The 19,168-nt window shown below is 67.0% G+C and carries 16 protein-coding genes and 2 pseudogenes; 6 read left to right on the top strand and 12 right to left on the bottom strand.

Annotated elements, in window-relative coordinates:
• Nucleotides 1-86 precede the first annotated feature (86 nt).
• From GNZ21_RS05310 to leuC, 10 genes and pseudogenes are all read right to left on the bottom strand, one after another.
• Nucleotides 87-764 carry a hypothetical protein gene (locus tag GNZ21_RS05310; protein WP_157322048.1) on the bottom strand — a complete coding sequence of 226 codons (678 nt, stop codon included), beginning with the start codon at nt 762-764 and terminating at the stop codon, nt 87-89.
• A 769-nt stretch (nt 765-1,533) separates the two neighbouring features.
• Entirely contained in the window at nt 1,534-2,115 is a 582-nt protein-coding gene (locus tag GNZ21_RS05305; RefSeq protein WP_157322046.1) for a GNAT family N-acetyltransferase, read from the bottom strand.
• Between the two features lie 245 nt (nt 2,116-2,360).
• Nucleotides 2,361-4,139: a DEAD/DEAH box helicase gene (locus GNZ21_RS05300; protein ID WP_188503738.1), complete on the bottom strand. Its 1,779-nt coding sequence runs from the start codon at nt 4,137-4,139 to the stop codon at nt 2,361-2,363.
• A gap of 10 nt (nt 4,140-4,149) precedes the next feature.
• Nucleotides 4,150-4,470: a DUF3039 domain-containing protein gene (locus GNZ21_RS05295; protein ID WP_157322103.1), complete on the bottom strand. Its 321-nt coding sequence runs from the start codon at nt 4,468-4,470 to the stop codon at nt 4,150-4,152.
• A 95-nt stretch (nt 4,471-4,565) separates the two neighbouring features.
• Nucleotides 4,566-5,681: pseudogene (locus GNZ21_RS05290) on the bottom strand (D-alanine--D-alanine ligase family protein); the annotation flags it as partial.
• Between the two features lie 54 nt (nt 5,682-5,735).
• Nucleotides 5,736-6,749: pseudogene (locus GNZ21_RS15865) on the bottom strand (NAD(P)H-dependent glycerol-3-phosphate dehydrogenase); the annotation flags it as partial.
• Nucleotides 6,746-7,507 (bottom strand): lysophospholipid acyltransferase family protein, encoded by a 762-nt coding sequence (locus tag GNZ21_RS05285; RefSeq protein WP_157322044.1) that lies wholly within the window; start codon nt 7,505-7,507, stop codon nt 6,746-6,748. The gene GNZ21_RS05285 and the pseudogene GNZ21_RS15865, both read right to left, overlap by 4 nt.
• A gap of 81 nt (nt 7,508-7,588) precedes the next feature.
• Entirely contained in the window at nt 7,589-8,911 is a 1,323-nt protein-coding gene (gene murA / locus GNZ21_RS05280) for a UDP-N-acetylglucosamine 1-carboxyvinyltransferase (RefSeq protein ID WP_157322098.1), read from the bottom strand.
• Nucleotides 8,912-9,049: 138 nt separating this feature from the next.
• The gene (gene leuD / locus GNZ21_RS05275; protein ID WP_157322042.1) at nt 9,050-9,649 is read right to left on the bottom strand and encodes a 3-isopropylmalate dehydratase small subunit; all 600 of its coding nucleotides are present in this window, start codon (nt 9,647-9,649) and stop codon (nt 9,050-9,052) included.
• Nucleotides 9,650-9,702: 53 nt separating this feature from the next.
• The gene (gene leuC, locus GNZ21_RS05270; RefSeq protein WP_157322041.1) at nt 9,703-11,202 is read right to left on the bottom strand and encodes a 3-isopropylmalate dehydratase large subunit; all 1,500 of its coding nucleotides are present in this window, start codon (nt 11,200-11,202) and stop codon (nt 9,703-9,705) included.
• A 167-nt stretch (nt 11,203-11,369) separates the two neighbouring features.
• On the opposite strand from leuC, the gene GNZ21_RS05265 reads away from it, so the two are divergent.
• Both GNZ21_RS05265 and GNZ21_RS05260 read left to right on the top strand, forming a co-directional pair.
• On the top strand, nt 11,370-12,155 hold the full coding sequence (locus GNZ21_RS05265; protein WP_373868453.1) for an IclR family transcriptional regulator: 786 nt from the start codon (nt 11,370-11,372) through the stop codon (nt 12,153-12,155).
• Between the two features lie 46 nt (nt 12,156-12,201).
• Nucleotides 12,202-13,554, top strand: coding sequence for a UDP-glucose dehydrogenase family protein (locus GNZ21_RS05260; RefSeq protein ID WP_157322039.1), 1,353 nt, complete (start codon nt 12,202-12,204; stop codon nt 13,552-13,554).
• On the opposite strand, the gene thiL is transcribed toward GNZ21_RS05260, so the two are convergent.
• A complete protein-coding gene (gene thiL, locus GNZ21_RS05255; RefSeq protein WP_157322037.1) occupies nt 13,551-14,654 on the bottom strand; it encodes a thiamine-phosphate kinase in 1,104 nt (367 codons plus the stop codon). The genes GNZ21_RS05260 and thiL overlap by 4 nt on opposite strands.
• Nucleotides 14,655-14,704: 50 nt before the next feature.
• Here thiL and GNZ21_RS05250 point away from each other — a divergent pair, with 50 nt between their 5' ends.
• The 3 genes from GNZ21_RS05250 to GNZ21_RS05240 are packed head-to-tail and all read left to right on the top strand — an operon-like array spanning nt 14,705 to nt 17,760.
• Entirely contained in the window at nt 14,705-15,928 is a 1,224-nt protein-coding gene (locus GNZ21_RS05250) for an aminotransferase class I/II-fold pyridoxal phosphate-dependent enzyme (RefSeq protein ID WP_229659547.1), read from the top strand.
• A gap of 5 nt (nt 15,929-15,933) precedes the next feature.
• A complete protein-coding gene (locus GNZ21_RS05245) occupies nt 15,934-17,106 on the top strand; it encodes a trans-sulfuration enzyme family protein (protein WP_157322033.1) in 1,173 nt (390 codons plus the stop codon).
• Nucleotides 17,107-17,118: 12 nt separating this feature from the next.
• Nucleotides 17,119-17,760, top strand: coding sequence for a LysE family transporter (locus GNZ21_RS05240; RefSeq protein WP_198345971.1), 642 nt, complete (start codon nt 17,119-17,121; stop codon nt 17,758-17,760).
• On the opposite strand, the gene GNZ21_RS05235 is transcribed toward GNZ21_RS05240, so the two are convergent.
• The gene (locus tag GNZ21_RS05235; protein ID WP_157322031.1) at nt 17,753-18,415 is read right to left on the bottom strand and encodes a TetR/AcrR family transcriptional regulator; all 663 of its coding nucleotides are present in this window, start codon (nt 18,413-18,415) and stop codon (nt 17,753-17,755) included. The genes GNZ21_RS05240 and GNZ21_RS05235 overlap by 8 nt on opposite strands.
• Nucleotides 18,416-18,500: 85 nt before the next feature.
• On the opposite strand from GNZ21_RS05235, the gene GNZ21_RS05230 reads away from it, so the two are divergent.
• Complete coding sequence (locus tag GNZ21_RS05230) at nt 18,501-19,151, top strand: hypothetical protein (protein ID WP_157322029.1); 651 nt, start codon at nt 18,501-18,503, stop codon at nt 19,149-19,151.
• Nucleotides 19,152-19,168: the final 17 nt, after the last annotated feature.

Here is a 19,168-nt window from a genome sequence, read left to right as displayed (position 1 = left end):
TCAGTATGTATCAATACATAAGCTGCTGCAAGGGGCTCCGGCGCAGCCCTTGGGTTCCACGTTCACAGACTATCCGGGGGGACGATTCAGGCAGCCGTTGTGAACTGACGCAGCGCCCGGTGCGGGACACCGGCCAGCAGCAGCTTCCGGCCCAGCTCCTCAGGATCCTCGAGATCACTCCAGGTCAACCGGACCACGCGGTAGTCCAGCAGCCGCAGTGCATCCTCGCGCAACTTCTCCCACTGCACCACCTGCTCAGCCGCCTGGCCGCTGAACCCGTGGGTGTACTTGATCATCTCGTCGAACTCGCACACCACGTCCTCCCACCAGAAGTCCACACGAATACGCCCGATGCGCGGCACGCTGAGCTCCTTCTGCAGCTGCGGAGCCTGAAACCCGAGCTCATCAATGATCACCCGGCAACGGGACTCCCCCGGACTCTCGGAGCCGGCATCTGCGAACGCCCGCAGCTCCCGCCACCTCGCTGTGTCCCGTATCGGCAGGACATTCTCCGCCCCATCGAGGTCGGGGTCCCGCACTGCTTTGCCATAGCCGTACCGACCGGCGAGCGCGGCGTCGAACACCATCACCGCCTCCTGCCGCGGCATACCGGGCAGGGTGTCCACCAGCGCATAGGGCAGCGGCTCCACCTTGACCTTCACCGGGCCCCCGTCCTGCAGGCTCACTCCCGGCACCTCAACCTCCGTGGCTGGAACGCCGAGCCGCCCGGACTTGATTCTCGCCTCCGCCTCCACCCGGGTCATCCCCGCTGGCTTCAGCGGTACCCGCCCGCAGATGGGGAAGTAGGGGGTTCCGCGGCACCGCACCGCCCCTCGAGAACGGACTCGTCTGTGCACCGTTCGAGGCCAGGTCATGAGCGGAAGGTCATACAGCGAGAGTGCCGTGCGCTGGCAGAACACCGAATCCGGAGTCGTTAACCCCACTGCCGCCGCAAATGCTCGGTGCCGCGCACTGAGCCGCGCAAGGCCCCACTGTTTCGCACAGGTGTAGATCCCAGGCCTCAGGCGCAGGAGCTCTCCCTCTCCCACCCGGCGGTTCAAGGACGACCGCGAGCCGCCACGATTCCGCGCTGCCCGCAGCAGGACTAGCTGTGGCTGTTGATCCATGTGGCCGCTCATAGCCCCTATGCTCCAGCGGGCGGGCTCATGGTGGATGTGCCTCTGGGCATGCTGCGGAGATGGCGGCGTGTCGCACTTCCGCCATCGCGGCTGGGGAAAACTCCGCCTAGTGCAACCCCGGGGCATCGTGCCGCAGACCGAACACAACAGACCCCCTGGGCAGTTCATGACGACACCTCACCCTTCCCGCGAAGGCATCGTCACCTACTGCCCAGTAGACCTCCTCAGGCGCCCCATTCTGGGCAGAAGCCTACGACGCCGCCAACGGAAGCGGGACTCATCGTCACTTACTGCCCATCCGAGGGACAGGGCACTGGGCTCAACATGTCCCTCGCCTCCCCGGAGGCTGCGCGGCCCTGGGCTTGGATCGGAAGCAATCCGCAACGGGATGGGCTCAGAAGGGCCGGCGGTGACGAGCGAAGTACTCCTCGGCCATGATGCCCATGGTGACGTCGTCGTACCATCTGCCCGCGCGCATGACATTGCCCCGACGGCGCCCCTCAACCTGGAACCCGACCTTCTCATAGGTGTGGATCCCACGGTCCGAGTAGCTGAACACCAGCAACTCGACCTTTCGGCAGGCGTACTCGGTGAAGGCGATGCGCAGGGCAAGCTCCAGAATCTCCGTGCCATAGCCCTGGTCCTGGAACTCTGGGCCGACAACGATTCCCAGCTTGCCGATCAAGGCAGGCGCTTTGATCGAATGCACCGAGACCTGACCCACCAGCTGACCCTCAACCTCCGCGGCATAGGAGAATCCACCGGCGTCCTTATTGGCAGCCCAGGACCGGACCATCTCAGCGTTCACCACCCGCGGCCGCCGCACGATATGACTGTCGTTGAACAGGGTGATATCCGGGTTGTCCCACCAATCGCAGATTATCTCGATGTCGTGCTCTTCAATGGGTCGCAGTGTGACCCGCTCACCCTGGAAAAGCCCGGCTGCCCAATCCCGCAGCCTCTGATAGTCGCTCATCGTTCCAGCAGAAGCCTACGACGCCAACAGCGGAAGTCGGACTCATCGTCACCTACTGCCCAGTAGACCCCCTCAGGCGACCCATTCTGGGCAGAAGCCTACGACGCCGCCAGCGCAAGTCGGACTCATCGTCACCTACTGCCCGTCCGAGGGACAGCCACCCCAGGCTCCCAGCATTTCCTGCCTGGCCTGGAACCGGCGCAGCGCGGGGCGGTCAGCGGTCCCAATGCCGGGCGGGTTGCGGCTCAGGCGCGGGTGAACCAGAGCTGGACCTGCTTCAGGCGGGCCTCGAGCTGGTCCTGGGTGGCCTGGCCCACCGGGGGGCCGCCGCACTTCTCGCGCAGCCTGGTGTGGATGGAGCCCTGGTGCATACCGGTCTTGGCGGCATAGGCCGAGACGGACTTGTTGAGTTTGGCGCGCAGCGCTTTGAGCTGACGATGATCCACGACGCCGCCCCGGGGCGCCTCAGTGCCCTTGGGCCGGCGCTTGAGCTGCTCGGCCTGCTGCCTGCGCAGCAGTTCGGAGACCTGGTCGGGCTCCAGCAGCCCGGGGATGCCGAGGAAGTCGAGTTCCTCCTCGGAGCCCACCGCGCCGCCGAGGCCGAACTCCTCGCCGTCGAACATCACCCGGTCGAAGGCCGCTGAGGACCCCAGAGCAGCGAACTCGCCCTTGGTCAGCTCCTCGGAGGCTCGGTCCTCCGCCTGCTCCTCCTCCAGCGGGTCCTGCAGCTCGCCCTCCTCCGGCTGTTCGCCGCCGGGCACACCGAGCGCATGGTCGCGTTCGGCCTCCATGGCTCCTGCCAGGTCGGTGAGCACCGGGACTGAGGGCAGGAAGACGCTGGCCACCTCGGCCTTCTTGCGCAGCCGCACGAAGCGGCCCACGGCCTGGGCGAAGAACAGCGGTGTAGAGGTGGAGGTGGCATAGACCCCCACACAGAGCCGGGGCACATCCACGCCCTCGGAGACCATGCGGACTGCCACCATCCAGTACTTGGAGCCATCCGCGCTGAACTCCTCGATCTTCCGGGATGCCTCCTTGTCATCGGAGAGCACCACCGTGGTGCGCTGACCGGTCAGCGCGTCCAGCTGCGCGGCATAGGCGCGGGCTGCCTCGTGATCGGTGGCGATCACCAGTCCCCCGGCGTCGTTGATCTTGTCCCGGACTTTCAGCAGCCGCTGGTGGGCCGCACGCAGCACGGCCGGGATCCACTCCCCCTCGGGGTTCAGAGCGGTGCGCCAGGCATGGTTGGTGATGTCCTTGGTGGCCGCCCCGCCCAGGGTGGCCTCCATCTCCTCACCGGAGGCGGTGCGCCAGCGCATATTTCCGGAATAGGCCATGAACACCACCGGGCGCACCACGTGGTCGCGCAGGGCGGGCCCGTAGCCGTAGGAGTAGTCGGCCGAGGAGCGCGGGACGCCGTCGGCGTCCTTCACATACTCCACAAAGGGGATGGCGGCGGTGTCGGAGCGGAAGGGGGTGCCGGTCAGTGCCAGGCGCCGCACGGCCGGTTCGAACGCTTCACGCACGCCCTCGCCCCAGCTCAGCGAGTCACCGGCATGGTGGATCTCGTCGAAGATGACCAGGGTGCGCCCGGCCTCGGTCTTGTTACGGTGCAGGGCCGGCTTATTGGCCACCTGGGCGTAGGTGACGGCCACGCCGATGAACTGGGAGCCGTGCCGGCCGTCGCTGTTCTTGAAATTGGGGTCGATGGAAAGACCCACTCGGGCGGCGGCGTCGGCCCATTGCCGCTTCAGATGCTCGGTGGGGGCCACCACGTAGATCCGGTTGACCTCCCCGGAGCCCACCAGGAGTTTGGCCACGCGCAGGGCGAAGGTGGTTTTGCCGGCTCCGGGGGTAGCCACGGTCATGAAGTCCCGCGGACGTTTACGGATGTAGAGGTCCAAGGCTTCCTGCTGCCATTGGCGCAGGGTGCCGGCGGTGCCGTGCGCAGCCCGGTGGGGGTAGACCGGCGGGAGGTCTGATCCGACGTCGGTGCCGACGTCGAAGAGTGTCGGTTCAGTCACGCCCTGCGGACTAGTTCTTGCCGAAGCCGAAGAGTCCGCGGCCGCCCCGGCCGGAGCCTTCGCCGTCTCCGCCGCCCTTGAGTTCCTCGTAGATCTCTTTGCACTCAGGGCAGACCGGGAAGTTCTTGGGATCCCGGGAGGGGATCCAGACCTTGCCGCAGAGCGCGACCACGGCGTTGCCCTCCAGGGCGGACTCCATGATCTTGTCCTTCTTCACATAGTGGCTGAACCGCTCGTGATCGCCGGGCTCGGACAGCTGTGGGGTGTGCTCACGCTCGATGGTGGCCGCCCCGCCCGGAGAAGGGCTGGTGGCAGGATCGGCGGTGTGCATCCGGAACAGGTCTTCGGCGGAGGACTTCATGCTGGTAATTCTAGCGAACCCGGGAGCCTGTGTGCAGTGCCGTCCCCGGCTCAGCGCAGCCCGGCTCAGCGCAGGCCCACTGGGCGATCGAGGGCCAACTGGATCAGCTCGGTGATCAGCTCGGTGTAGTTGAGCCCGCTGGCCTTCCACATCTGGGGGTACATGCTGATCGGGGTGAACCCGGGCATAGTGTTGACCTCGTTGATGACCAGCTCACCCTCACTGGTGTAGAAGAAGTCCACCCGGGAGATGCCTTCGCCATCGATGGCGTTGAAGGCGATCACCGCTTGGCGCCGGATCTCCTCACTGACCCCGGCCGGGAGGTCGGCGGGGCAGGAGAGCTCGGCTGCGGCGTCGTCGGTGTATTTTGCGGTGAAGTCGTAGAACTGGTGGGACTCAGCGCCCTGATGCACCACGATCTCCCCGCACTCTGAGGTGCGGGCGGCAGCCCCGCCGGCGGAGCCCAGCACTCCGCATTCGATCTCGCGGCCCTGGATGCCCTGCTCCACGATGACCTTGGGGTCGAACTTCCGGGCGGTCTCCAGGGCCTGCTCAAGCTGTGACCAGTCGTCCACCCTGGTGATCCCGGTGGAGGATCCGGCGCGGGCAGGTTTGACGAACACCGGCAGGGTCAGCTGCCGTACCCGCTGCAGGCAGGCCTCGGGATCTGCGGCCCACTGCCGGGCGGTGATGGTCTCCCAGGGCCCCACGGTCAGTCCGGCCGCGGCGAAGGCCAGCTTCATGAAGTGCTTGTCCATGCCGACTGCGCTGGTCAGCACGCCAGCGCCCACATAGGGCACCCCGGCCAGCTCCAGCAGGCCCTGGAGTGTGCCGTCCTCGCCGAAGGGTCCGTGCAGCAGCGGCAGCACGGCATCCACCCGGCCCAGGGAGGTGACGCTGAGATCAGGGGCGATCTCCACCAGTTCGGCGCTGCGCTGCGCGGAGCCGCCGGCCCCCGGGTGCAGCTGGACGCTGGAGGCGGTGGGCTCCACCCGCGGCAGCTGGGCTCCGTCAAAGCTGTGACTGCGCGGATCGGTGACCGGCCTGGTCCACTGCCCGGCGGCGGTGATCCCGACTTCCACCACCTCAAACCGGGAGGTGTCGATGGCGCGGAGCACACCGGCAGCGGTGACACAGGAGACGGCGTGCTCGGAGGACTGACCGCCGTAGAGGACCAGGATGCGGGGCTTGGCGCTGCTGGTGGTGGGCGTGGGGGCGCTGGAGCTGCCGGCCTGTTCGGCCTTGAGCTCACGGGCCAGCAGCAGGCTGGCGATGTTCTGCACCGGCAGCCGGCCGGCCAGCACTGCGGTGACGGCCTCGGTGATCGGCATCTCCACACCGTGTTCCCGGGCCAGATCCAGTACCGCGGAGGCGGACTTCATGCCCTCCGCAGTCTGGGTCATCTGTTCGGTCACCTGCTCGGGGGTGAGCCCTTGGCCCAGCAGCCGTCCGGCGCTGCGATTGCGTGAGAGCGGTGAGGCGCAGGTGGCCACCACATCCCCGAGTCCGGCCAGCCCGGAGAAGGTCTCCAGCTTCCCGCCCAGGGCTGTGGCCAGGCGGGTGGCCTCAGCCAGGCCGCGGGTGATCACCGAGGCTTTGGAGTTGTCGCCCAGCTGCTGGCCGTCGCAGACTCCCACCGCCAGGGCGATCACGTTCTTCACGATCCCGGCGATCTCCACGCCGGTGACATCGGTGTTGGTGTAGGGGCGGAAGTACTTGGCGCTGCACAGGGTGGCGATCTGCTCGGCCACCGCCTCGTCCCGGCAGGCCACCACGGAGGCGGTGGGCTCCTCGCGGGCGATCTCCATGGCCAGGTTGGGCCCGGAGACCACGGCGATCTGCCCCTCCGGCAGTCCCAGCTCGGCGGCGATGACCTCTGACATCCGCAGGTTGGTGCCGCGCTCCAGGCCCTTGATCAGCGAGACCACCACCGCCTCTGGGCTCAGCGCTGTCCTGACCTGCGCCAGGTGGCCGCGCAGGTGCTGGGCGGGCAGGGCCAGTACGACGACGCCGGCCCCGGTGACTGCCGCAGCCAGATCGTCAGTGGCGCTGATCGCATCTGGCAGCCGAATATCGCCCAGATAGGTGGTGTTGGTGTGCTGGGCGGTGATCTCTTCAGCCACCTCGCTGCGGCGTGCCCAGAGCTGGATCTGAAGCCCGGCGGCATCGTTGCCGGCATCAGCGAGGACTTTGGCGAACGTGGTGCCCCAGGAGCCTGCTCCCAGCACGGCGATCTTCTGCGGCTTCACGCGCCGTTCTCCTTGCTCTGGCGGGCCTTGAGCTGGTTGCGCGGCACCCGCTGGTTCAGCGCCCGGTCCCAGATGTCCTGCGGCGGCTGCTCGCCGCGCAGCTGCGCCACCCCCTGGGTGAGGGCCTGCTCCACCCGCTGGGTGGCCTCGGTCAGCACGGTGCGCCTGAGCGGCTTCTGACGCAGGTCCTCCAGATTAATGGCCTCGCCCACGGTGAGCCGGTACTTCTTGCGCGGCAGGGGCTTGGGCAGCTTGGCATAGGGCGGCAGAAAGTCCTGGACCCCCCAGTGGGTGATGGGCACCAGTGGGGCGCCGGTGCTCAGCGCCAGCCGGGCTGCCCCGGTCTTGCAGCGCATCGGCCACTGCTCGGGATCACGGCTGAGTGTGCCCTCGGGGTAGATGATGATCACCCCACCGGCGGCAAGCACTTCGCGGGCCACTTCCAGAGAACGGTTGGCTGCAGTGCGGTCGCCGCGGGCCACCGGGATCTGCTGCAGCCCACGGGCCACAGCACCCAGCCCGGGGACTCGGAACAGGGAGTCCTTGGCCAGAAAGTGCGGGGTGTAGCCGGCGGAGTAGACGGCGTGGCCCACGGCCAGCGGGTCGAGCTCGCTGATGTGGTTGGTCACTGCGATGAAGCCGCTGGCCGGCAGATTTTGGGCCCCGCGCCACTGTCTGCCGATTGCGAGGTTCATGGCGGACCGGACGATACCGGCGGCCAGGTGCCACCGGAGTGAGCGGCGCACTGGTTCTGTCATTGTTCGTTCGCTTCCGGTCTCATCGCTGGCATTGAGCCGGGACCCGGCTCGCTCTGTTTTCACCCTACCGGGCAGATCGGTTCAGCGTTCGGAGATCGCAATATCGGCGCCGAGTCCGGCGATCTTGTCAATGAAGTGCTCGTAGCCGCGGGAGATGATCTCGATCCCGGTGACGTTCGAGGTGCCGGCGGCGGCCAGGGCGGCGATCAGGTGGGAGAACCCGCCGCGCAGGTCTGGAATGTCAATGTCTGCGCCTTTGAGCTCGGCCGGGCCTGAGATCACTGCTGAGTGCAGGAAGTTCCGCTGTCCGAACCGGCAGGGGTTGGAGCCCAGGCACTCGCGGTGCAGCTGGATGCCCGCGCCCATCCGCTTCAGTGCGTTGGTGAAGCCGAACCGGTTCTCATAGACGGTCTCATGCACGATCGACACACCGTGGGCCTGGGTCAGGGCCACCACCATGGGCTGCTGCCAGTCGGTCATGAAGCCGGGGTGCACATCAGTCTCTAAGACCAGCGGTTTCAGCGGGCCCCCGGCGTGCCAGAAGCGCATACCTTCCTCGTCCACCTCGAACTCGCCGCCGATTTTGCGGTAGATGTTCAGGAAGGCGGTGAGGTCCCGCTGGGCAGCGCCCCTAACGTAGATATCGCCCTGGGTCACCAGGGCGGCGGAGGCCCAGGAGGCTGATTCGTTGCGATCGGGGATGGCCCGGTGCTTGAATCCGGAGAGTCGGGCTACGCCCTCGATCCGGATGGTCCGGTCGGTGTAGACGGTGATGATCGCGCCCATCTGCTGCAGGATGGCGATCAGGTCGTGGATCTCCGGCTCCACGGCGGCGTTCTTCAGCTCGGTGATGCCCTCGGCCAGCACTGCGGTCAGCAGCACCTGCTCGGTGGCACCCACGGAGGGGTAGGGCAGCTCCAATTTGGCTCCGCGCAGTCCCTTGGGGGCGGAGATGTGGATGCCGTTGGGCTGCTTGTCCACCACCGCCCCGAAGTTCCGCAGCACCTCCAGGTGGTAGTCGATGGGCCGGTCGCCGATCCGGCAGCCGCCCAGATCGGGGATGAAGGCCTCACCGTTCTTGTGCATCAGCGGGCCGCAGAACAGGATCGGGATCCGGGAGTCCCCGGCATAGGCGTCGATCTCGGAGTGCTCAGCGGAGTAGGTCTCCCGCGGGTCCAGGGTCATGGTCCCGCCGGTGGAGTCCCGGTCCACCTTCACCCCGTGGATGGTCAGGAGATTGGTGACAATCTCCACATCCTTGATCTCCGGGACGTTGCGCAGCTGCGAGGGTTCCGATCCCAGCAGCGAGGCGACCATGGCTTTGGGCACCAGGTTCTTGGCTCCCCGGACGTGCACTTCGCCCTGCAGCGGTTTACCGCCCTGAATGGTGAGCAGCTTGGCCATGGAGTCAGGTGGTCCCTTCGGATCAGTCGGCGGATTCTCGGCCATGCCACTGTACCCGAAAAGCATGGGGGTTCCTGGATGCGCAGTGGGGTTGAGCACGACGCCGCCCCACTCACCGGTGCTCTCCGGCGGGAGAGGTCAGACCTTGGCAGGCAGGGTGGTGGGCTTGAACCCGGGCCGGGTGGCCTCATAGGTGGTGATGGTCTCCTCCTGGCGCAGGGTCAGGGAGATATCGTCCAGGCCCTCCATAAGCCGCCAGCGGGTGTAGTTGTCGATCTCGAAGGTGGCATCGACCGAGCCGCAGCGCACAGTGCAGGACTGAAGGTCCACGGTGATCTCGGTGCCGGGCTCCTTCTCCAGCTCCTTCCAGATCAGCTCCACATCGGGCTGGGCGACCTTAGCGGCCAGCAGCCCCTGTTTGGCGGAGTTGCCGTAGAAGATATCGGCGAACCGGGAGGAGATCACCACTCGGAATCCGTAGTCCTTCAACGCCCAGACCGCATGCTCGCGGGAGGAGCCGGTGCCGAAGTCCGGTCCGGCCACCAGTACGGTGCCGCGGCTGTAGGGCTCTTGGTTGAGCACGAACTCGGGCTTCTTGCGCCAGGCGTGGAAGAGGGCGTCGTCGAACCCGGTTTTGGTGATCCGTTTCAGGAACACCGCGGGGATGATCTGGTCGGTGTCCACATTGGACTGCTTCAGCGGTACGCCGATGCCGGTATGGGTGATGATCGGTTCCATCAGAATGTTCTCCTGTGAGGCTCTGTGAGGCGCGAGCGGAGCAAGCGCCGACTTTAGGCGTGAAGGCCGGCGCCCGCCGGCCGAGAGGCGAGCGGGGTCTCCCCGCCGCCGGGACCAGCACCGACGTCGGAGGGGGCGGAGAGGGTGCCGCGGATCGCAGTGGCGGCGGCCACCACTGGGGAGACCAAGTGGGTGCGGCCACCCTTGCCCTGCCGGCCCTCGAAGTTGCGGTTGGAGGTGGAGGCGCAGCGCTCCCCCGGTTCGAGCTGGTCGGGGTTCATGCCCAAGCACATGGAGCAGCCGGCGAACCGCCATTCGGCGCCGAAGTCCTTGAACACCTGGTCCAGCCCCTCGGCCTCGGCGTCGAGGCGGACCTTGGCCGAGCCGGGGACCACGATCATCCGCACATCCGGGTCCTTCTGCCGGCCTTTGATGATCTCAGCTGCCTTGCGCAGGTCCTCCAGACGGGCGTTGGTGCAGGAGCCCAGGAACACAGTGTCCACCCGGATCTCCTTCATCGGGGTGCCGGGTTCCAAGTCCATGTACTGCAGGGCACGTTCGGCCGATTCGCGGTCCACCGGATCGTGGAACTGGGTGGGGTCCGGCACTGATTCGTTGAGGCTGACACCCTGGCCGGGATTGGTGCCCCAGGTCACGAAGGGGTCCAGCTCATCGGCGTCGATGATCACCTCGGCGTCGAACTCCGCGCCCTCATCAGTGCGCAGGGAGCGCCAGTACTCCACCGCGGCGTCCCAGTCCTCACCCTGGGGAGCGTGCGGGCGCCCCTTGACGTATTCGAAAGTGGTCTCGTCCGGGGCGACCATCCCGGCCCGGGCACCGGCCTCGATGCTCATATTGCAGATGGTCATCCGGGCTTCCATGGACAGCTGCTCGATGGCAGTGCCGCGGTACTCCAGCACATAGCCCTGCCCGCCACCGGTGCCGATCTCGGCGATGACCGCCAGGATGATGTCCTTGGAGGAGACCCCAGGGCGCAGGGTGCCGTTGACGGTGATCGCCATGGTCTTGAAGGGCTTCAGCGGCAGGGTCTGGGTGGCCAGCACATGCTCCACCTCGGAGGTGCCGATGCCCATTGCCAGGGAGCCGAAGGCACCGTGGGTGGAGGTGTGTGAGTCCCCGCAGACCACGGTCATCCCGGGCTGGGTCAGGCCCAGCTGAGGGCCCACCACATGCACGATGCCCTGATTGGCGTCACCCAGGGAGTGCAGCCGGATGCCGAACTCCTGACAGTTGCTGCGCAGGGTATCCACCTGTTTGCGGCTGATCGGGTCAGCGATCGGCTTATCGATCTCCAGGGTGGGAGTGTTGTGGTCCTCGGTGGCGATGGTCAGGTCCGGCCGGCGCACCGGGCGCCCGGCCAGCCGCAGCCCCTCGAAGGCCTGCGGGCTGGTGACCTCGTGGACCAGGTGCAGGTCGATATAGAGCAGGTCCGGGCTGCGCTGCCCGTCCTTGTCCTCGCCGCGGGCCACCACATGGTCCCGCCAGACCTTCTCCGCCAAAGTCAGCGGCTTCTCCGCCGAGTTCTCAGCCATGGTTCCTCCAGAAATCTAGTGGGCGCCGTCGTTGGTTTTCATGGTGGTGAAGAACGACGACGCCTTGCCCGGTGGGGCATCACTACTAGGGAACCACTGTTGCCGGGGAGGCTGAAGAGCAGGCAGTCCAGGTCTCATTATGTGAGACCCTGTATAGACTGTTGGGCATGGTTCAGAACACTGCTGCGCGGGGCGGCCCCGGTCCTGAGGGGCTGGCGGCGCTGCGCTCCCCCTCAGGCATCGGCGTGATCGACAAGTCCGTGATGATCATGGACGCCCTGGAGGCCGGACCCGCCACCCTTGCCCAACTGGTGGAATGCACAGGTCTGGCCCGGCCCACAGTGCACCGGCTGGCCAGCGCCCTGGTGCACCACCGGTTCCTGGCCCGGGATGTGCGCGGACGCTATGTGATCGGCTCCCGGATGGAGGAGCTGGCCTCAGCTGCCGGTGATGACCAGCTGGTCTCGGCGGCCGGGCCGATTCTGCTGAAGCTGCGCGATGTCACCGGGGAGTCCTCCCAGATCTTCCGCCGGCAGGGCGATGCGCGAGTATGCGTGGCCTCAGCTGAACGGCCGATCGGGCTGCGGGACTCCATCCCGGTGGGCACCCAGTTGTCGATGAAGGCCGGTTCGGCCGCCCAGGTGCTGCTGGCCTGGGAGGATCATGAGCGCTTGGTGGAGGGCCTGCAGGGGGCGCGATTCACCCCCACTGTGCTGGCCGGGGTGCGGCGCCGCGGCTGGGGCGAATCCCTGGGCGAACGCGAACCCGGGGTGGCCTCGGTATCGGCCCCGGTGCGCGGGCCCTCCGGGCGGGTGATCGCGGCGGTCTCGATCTCCGGTCCCATCGAGCGGCTCTCCCGCCAACCGGGCCGGAAGTTCGCTCCGGCCGTGGTGGGGGCGGCCCATCAGCTCACTGAGCTGGTCCGGGCCAACCCGGAGACCGAGCTGCGTTAGGCGCTTGCAGCGCTGATTGCTCTTTTCCCTCTGCCGACGGCATAGGATGGTGGTTGTGACTGCTCGAGTTGAGAACATCAGTGTTATTGGCACCGGGTATTTGGGTGCGACCCATGCTGCGTGTATGGCCGAGTTGGGCTTCAACGTCATCGGTGTCGATGTTGACCCGGAGAAGATCGATTCGCTCTCCCGCGGTGAGCTGCCTTTCCATGAGCCCGGCCTGCCGGAGCTGATCCGCAAACACGTCGATACAGGACGGCTGCGCTTCACCACCGACATGGACCAGGTCGGGGCCTGGGCTGATGTGCATTTCATCGCGGTGGGCACACCCCAGGTCAAAGGCGGCACCGGAGCGGATCTGCGGTTCGTGGATGCCGCCACCACCTCCCTGGCAGCCTCGATCACCAAGGATGCCCTGATCGTGGGCAAATCCACTGTGCCGGTAGGCACCGCAGCCCGGCTGGCCGACCTGGTCCAAGACACCACACAGGAGGGGGTCCAGGTCTCCCTGGCCTGGAACCCGGAGTTCCTGCGCGAGGGCTTCGCCGTAGAAGACACCCTGCGACCAGACCGGCTGGTCATCGGCACCCGCAACCCGGGTGATGAAGCCACCCTACGTGAGGTCTACGCCGAAGCGTTGGGCCGGGACACCCCGTTCATCAGCACCGACTTTGAAACAGCAGAACTGGTCAAAGTCGCCGCCAACGCATTCTTGGCCACCAAGATCAGCTTCATCAACGCCTTCGCAGAGGTCACCGAAACCGTCGGCGGAGACATCACCACCCTGGCCGATGCCATCGGATACGACACCCGCATCGGACGGAAATTCCTCAACGCCGGAGTCGGCTTCGGCGGCGGCTGCCTGCCCAAAGACATCCGCGCCCTGCAGACCCGGGTGGCGGAACTCGGGCTGGACCACAGCATGAAGTTCCTCGATGAGATCGATCAGATCAACCTGCGCCGGCGCAAGAAAGCCGTCGCCCGAGCCTTTGAACTGCTGGACCAAGACATCGTCGGCAAAAAGATCGCCGTACTGGGCATCACCTTCAAACCCCTCTCCGATGATGTCCGCGACTCCCCCGGACTCGATGTCGCAGCCAGGCTGTTCAACGCCGGAGCCGATGTCGCCGTCTATGACCCCGAAGGCAACCGCAACGCAGCCAAACGCTACCCCCGCCTGGGCTACGTCAACACCCTCACCGAAGCCGTCACCGGGGCCGAACTGGTCATCCTGACCACCGAATGGCAAGAGTTCCGCGCCCTGACCCCCGCAGACCTCAACGACCTCGTCGCCGCCAAACGCTTCATCGACGCCCGCAACGTCCTGCCTGCCACCGACTGGGAAAACCACGGCTGGACCTTCGCCCAACTGGGACGGAAGATGCAGCACAGCAGCTAGAGGATTTGCCGCAGCGAGTCCCAGCCGGTGCCCGAGGGCTCAGCGGCCACCAGGACCCCGGGCTGGCCATCGGCCGGTACCGGCTCCACTGTCCCCAACGCGCGGAAGCCATCGGGCAGCGGGGCATCTGCGGGGAAGGTGGCCAGCAGGCTGTAGTCCTCTCCCCCACTGAGTACCCACTCTGAGCCTGCCGCCGGGCCCAGGCCCAGGATGCCTGCCACCGGTTTCAGCGGCTGCGCCTCGGCGGCCAGAGCGGCATCATCGCACCGGATCTGCACCCGGGAGGCTGCCGCCAGCCGCCCGGCGTCGCGCAGCAGCCCATCGCTGAGGTCCAGACCTGCGCTCGCGCCGGCCGCCAGGGCCGCCGGCCCTGCATTCAGCGGGGGCTGCGGCTGCTGCTGAGCCTGCAGGCATTCCCGGATGATCGCGGCGTGATCCTGCCAGTGCCGGAGCTCATCGCTGCTGACTGATGCCTCCCCGGGCCGCTCCAGCAGGGCCAGGCCGGCTGCGGCACGGCCCAGCTGCCCGCAGACCGCCAGCACATCGCCGGGCTCAGCCCGGTCCCGGCGCAGCAGCTGCCCGCCTGCAGCCGGCTCCCCCAGTGCGGTGATCGTCACCGAGATGGCCTCGCCTGCGCCAAAGTCCCCGCCGGCGACCACGCAGCGGCCCGCACCTGGCGCCTCACAGGCGCGCAGCACCCCGCGGTAGAAGTTCGCCACCCAGGCCACCGTGGTCTGCGGGGGCAGGGTCAGGCTCACCACCAGCGCAGTGGGTACAGCCCCCATGGCGTTGATATCGGAGAGGTTCTGCGCTGCGGCCTTGGTGCCCACATCCTGGGGCCACTCCTCGGCGGGTTCGAACTCTGCGGCACCCAGGGACTCCGGGTCCAGCCACCACTGGCGGCGGAAGTCCTGGCCCTCGCTCATTGTGTCGGTGGTAATCACGGCCTGCCCGCTGCCCAGGGTGAGTGCGGCGGCGTCGTCCCCTGGTCCCAGTGCCAGGCCTGGGCGCTGGGCGTTGAAGGGATCGATTACCTCCCGCACCGCGGCCAGCACGGCATCCTCCCCGGCCTGGCCCACGGTGAGCTGCTGATCAGTCATAGCGTCATCTTTTCACGGCCGCGCCGGTGATCCGGATTAGCATGTGCAGTATGCCTACTCCGCCCTGGGCCCGGTCTGCTGCCGGTGCCAATACATACGACGCCGCCACCGCCACAGTGCTGCCCACCATCTATGAGCGCACCACGGCTGCGGCCATGACCCACGGCGGGATCAACTTGGGCCAGGGCTTCCCCGATGCCGATGGGCCGCAGTGGCTGCGCGAGGCCGCCGCCGAGGCGATCAGCACCAATGCCGGTCCCACCAACCAGTACTCCCCGGGGCCGGGCTTCCCGTGGTTCCGGGAGGCGGTGGCGGCACATCAGCGGCGGTTCTACGGCGTTGAGCTGGATCCCCAAGATCAGGTGCTGCACACCACCGGGGCCACTGAGGCGATCGCGGCCACCATCCTGGCATTCGCACCGGCAGGCAGTGAGGTGCTCGCCTTCGAGCCGTTCTACGACTCCTACGGTGCCATTGCGGCCCTGGCCGGGGCGGAGCTGAAGACGGTTCCGCTGCGGGCCCCGGAGTTCCGGCCCGATATAGCGGCCCTGGAGGCTGCGGTGACTGAGCGGACCTCGATGATCCTGGTCAACTCCCCGCATAACCCCACCGGTGCGGTGTTCACCCGCGAAGAGCTGGAGGCGATTGTGGGCATAGCGGCCGCAGGCGGTGCGGTCGTGATGTCTGATGAGGTCTATGAACACCTGATGCTCGATGATGCTGCGGGGCATTCCACCATCCTGAGCATCCCCGGGGCAGACCAGGTGGCGGTGGCCATCGGTTCGGCAGGCAAGTCCTTCAGCGTCACCGGGTGGAAGGTGGGCTGGGTGACCGGCAGCGCCCGGCTGGTGAATCAGGTGCGCGGGGTCAAGCAGTTCACCACCTTCTGCACCGGTGGGGCGTATCAGTATGCGGTGGCGCAGGGGCTGCAGGATGACCGGGGGTTCTTCGCGCAGAACCAGGCTGAGCTGCGTGCCGGCCGGGACCTGCTGGCGGCAGGGCTTGCAGAGGCGGGGCTGCGGGTCTTCAGCCCTGATGCCGGCTATTTTGTGCTGGCCGATGTGCGGGGCGTGACCCCGAAGACGGCAGCGGAGTTCGCTGCCGAGCTGGTCTCAGCGGCCGGGGTGGGGGCGATCCCGGTCTCCTCACTGACCCTGCCGAGCACCCAGCACAACCCTGAGGATGAGCTGAACTATCTGCTGCGGTTCGCCTTCTGCAAGCGCCACGATGTGCTCGCCGATGCGATCGGCCGCCTCAGCGACTGGCTAGGCTAGTGACGATGCCACAGAATCAGCGCACCCGAGTGGTGGCCGCCGGCCGCCCGCATGAGCCCAACTCCCCGGTGAACCCGCCGGTGGACTTCACCTCCACCTATATGTACCGGCCCAGTGTGGCCTACCCGCAGGTCTACGCCCGGGAGGGGATTCCCAGCTTTGAGCCGCTGGAGCAGCTGCTCGCGGAGCTGGAGGCGGGGGCGCACGGGCTGCTGTTCTCCTCCGGGCAGGCCGCCATCTCCGCGGTGATCAGCCAGCTGCCCCTCGGCGGGCACCTGATCATCCCCAAGCATGCCTATATGGGGTACTACACCCTGGCCGCACAGCTGGCGGCCAAGGGGCACTTCAGCCTGCACCGGGTGGATATCACCGAGACCGAGCAGGTGCTCAGCACGGTCCGTGAGGCCGCCCAGCTGGCGGCGGCCCAGAACACGCAGGCTCTGCTGTGGATCGAGTCACCCACCAATCCGATGCTGGAGGTGGCTGATGTACCTGCGCTGATTGCCGGGGCCCGTCAGCTGGGGGTGCGCACTGCGGTGGACAACACCTTCGCCACCCCGCTGCGGCAGAACCCGCTGAAGCATGGGGCGGATGTGGTGATCCATTCGGTTACCAAGTTCATCTCCGGGCATTCGGATGTGATCATGGGCGCGGCGGTCACCGCTGATCCCGCGCTGCACACGGCCCTGCATGCACACCGGAACCTTCACGGGACTATCCCGGGGCCCATGGAGGTGTTCCTGGCGCTGCGCGGGGTGCGCACCCTGGCGGTGCGGTTGGATGCCGCCGAGCGCAACGCGGAGATATTGGCCCGCCGTCTTGATGAGTTGAGCAAGGACGACGCCGTCCCCCTCACCAGGGTCACCTACCCCGGGCTGGACAGCCACCCTCAGCACGAGCGGGCGAAGGCTCAGTTCGGCGGTGAGGACGGAGGCTTCGGGGCGATCATCACCATCGACACCGGCAGCCTGGAGGCTGCCGACGCAGTGCTGGAGAGCCTGCAGGTGTGGACCCCGGCAACCAGCCTGGGCGGGGTGGAGTCTCTGGCGGAGCGGCGTCGTCGCCATCCCGGTGAGCCGGAGACTGTCCCTGAAGGGCTGATCAGGCTCTCAGTGGGCATTGAGGCGGCTGAGGACCTGTATCAGGACCTGGCCCAGGCCTTGCGCGCCGCCGCATGAGGCTTGTGCACTATGGGTGAGATGATTCAGGTCATCCTCACCGGATTCTGGTTGGGCCTGGTCTTCAACGCAGCACCCGGCCCCATCTTCACCGAATCGCTCCGGCGTGGGGTACGCGGCGGATTCCGGCCCGCTTTCGCAGTGCAGGTGGGCTCTCTAGTGGGAGACGCCGCCTGGGCGATCCTCGGGCTGGCAGGTGCTGCCGCGCTGTTGACCCAGCCTCAGCTGCATATCCCGATCACCCTGGCCGGCTGCCTGGTGCTCACCTTTCTAGGGGCCCAAGGGGTGTATGCCGCAGTCAGGCCGCCGGAGGCTGAGGAAATCCAGGCCAGCGGCGCGTCCTCCAGCCCGCTGCGCGGTCCGCTGGTGGCCGGTGCCCTGATGTCGCTGGCCAGCGTGTGGAATGTGGCCTACTGGGGCGGGGCCGGTGGCGCGGTGGGCGGGGCGCTCGGGGAGACGGCTCCACTGAACTCACTGCTGGTGTTCTTCGCCGCGTTCATGGCCTCCTCGCTGATCTGGTGCTTTGTCTGCGCCTGGTTCATCGCCGGGCTGCGCCGCGCGGCGAGCCTGCGCTGGACCCGGATCATCGAGGGCGGGGCCGGGGCATCCCTGGTGGTGATGGCAGCACTGCTGGCCGTGCAGGCTTTCAGGTGATCTCCGAGGGGGCTTCGGCGCCGGACTGACGCTGCTGTTGAGCCTCGAGTATCTGATTCCAGAGGTGATCGGCGGGATCAGCCGTGCCGACAAAATGTCCGCCCAGCTCCAGGACCAGGGCGCCCACCAACTGGGAAGTCTCCGCCAATGCCTGGCCGAGCTGCGCGGGTGAGACGCCGAAGTCCCGGGCTGGGCCCGCCAGTTGCGCATGGAGGGAGGCGTTCAGGTGCTCCTGCGGCGTATCAGGCACACGTGAGATGAACACAGCCGCCACCCGAGCTGCGGCCGCCACAGTCTCCACCGGTGCTCGGTAGCCGGGCACCGGGGTTCCGTAGATCAGCAGGAACTCATGGCGATGCCGCAGCGCCCAGGCCCTCAGTGCCTGTGCTGCCCGGCGCCAGGAATCGCCGGCGATCCGGGTCCCCACGGCCGCCTCCAGGGTTTCGGCAAGGCTGGTGTAGGCGTCGAGGATGAGTTGGGTCAGGAGGGCATCGCGGGACTCGAAATGCCGATAGACCGCCGAGGGAACCACCCCGGCGCGCCGGGCCACGCCTCGTAAGGACAGTGCCGAGGCGCCCTCCTTCTGCACTGCCTCCTGCGCGGCGGACAGCAGCTGCTGCCTGGTGCGGGCCTTTGCTTCGGAACGAGCGATCATACCTCCATAGTAGTTCAGTGAACACTGTTCACCTACGTGTTAGACTCCCCTTGAGAGAACATCGTTCACTGAAAAGGAGAGCCAGATGGCCCGCGATTCTCACTCCCAACGGCGAGTCAGTCCCCTCACCTTCACCCTGATGGGACTCAGCGGCGCTGCGTTCGCCGCTTTTCCGCTGCTGCGCCCCTGGGGAGATAAGGCCGGCAGTCCCGAGGCTCAGGCCGCCGCCTTTGCCGATTCGCTCTGGGTGTTCTCCCATCTCAGCGGCATGGTGGGATGGGCACTTCTGGCCACGGCAGCAGTAGTGTCAGCTGGACTGGCAATCAGAACCAAGGCGCTGTTAGTCCTGGGGGTCGCCGCACTGCTGCCCTACTACGGGGCTGAGACCTTCGCTCTGCATGTGCTGGGCCGCGCCGCCCTCCGGCGGGAAGACCTCTCGCTGATGGAGTTCGAAGCTGTGATTCGAGGAGAACCCGTGGCAGTAGTGCTTTTCGGACTGGGGCTCATCGTGGCTGCAATCGGAGCGATCCTCGTAGCCGTGGACACCTGGCGAGCCGGGCACCTGCGGTGGTCCGGTATTCCACTTGCCGTGCTGATCGCCCTCTATCTGCCGCAGTTCTTCGCTGCCGGCGGCGCGCGGATTGTTCATGGGCTGCTGCTCGGTGTCGCCTGCCTACTGTGGGCAATGGCCTCGCAGCGGACCCCCGTTGAGGTGACATCTGCCGCCCAGCCCTAGGGTGAGAGACTTAGATG

Origin of the sequence: Nesterenkonia alkaliphila (genome assembly GCF_009758175.1) — a bacterium.
Taxonomy (GTDB): Bacteria; Actinomycetota; Actinomycetes; order Actinomycetales; family Micrococcaceae; genus Nesterenkonia; species Nesterenkonia alkaliphila.
The sequence above is the reverse complement of the archived record's forward strand: the minus strand, read 5'-3'. Positions and strand labels throughout refer to the sequence as shown.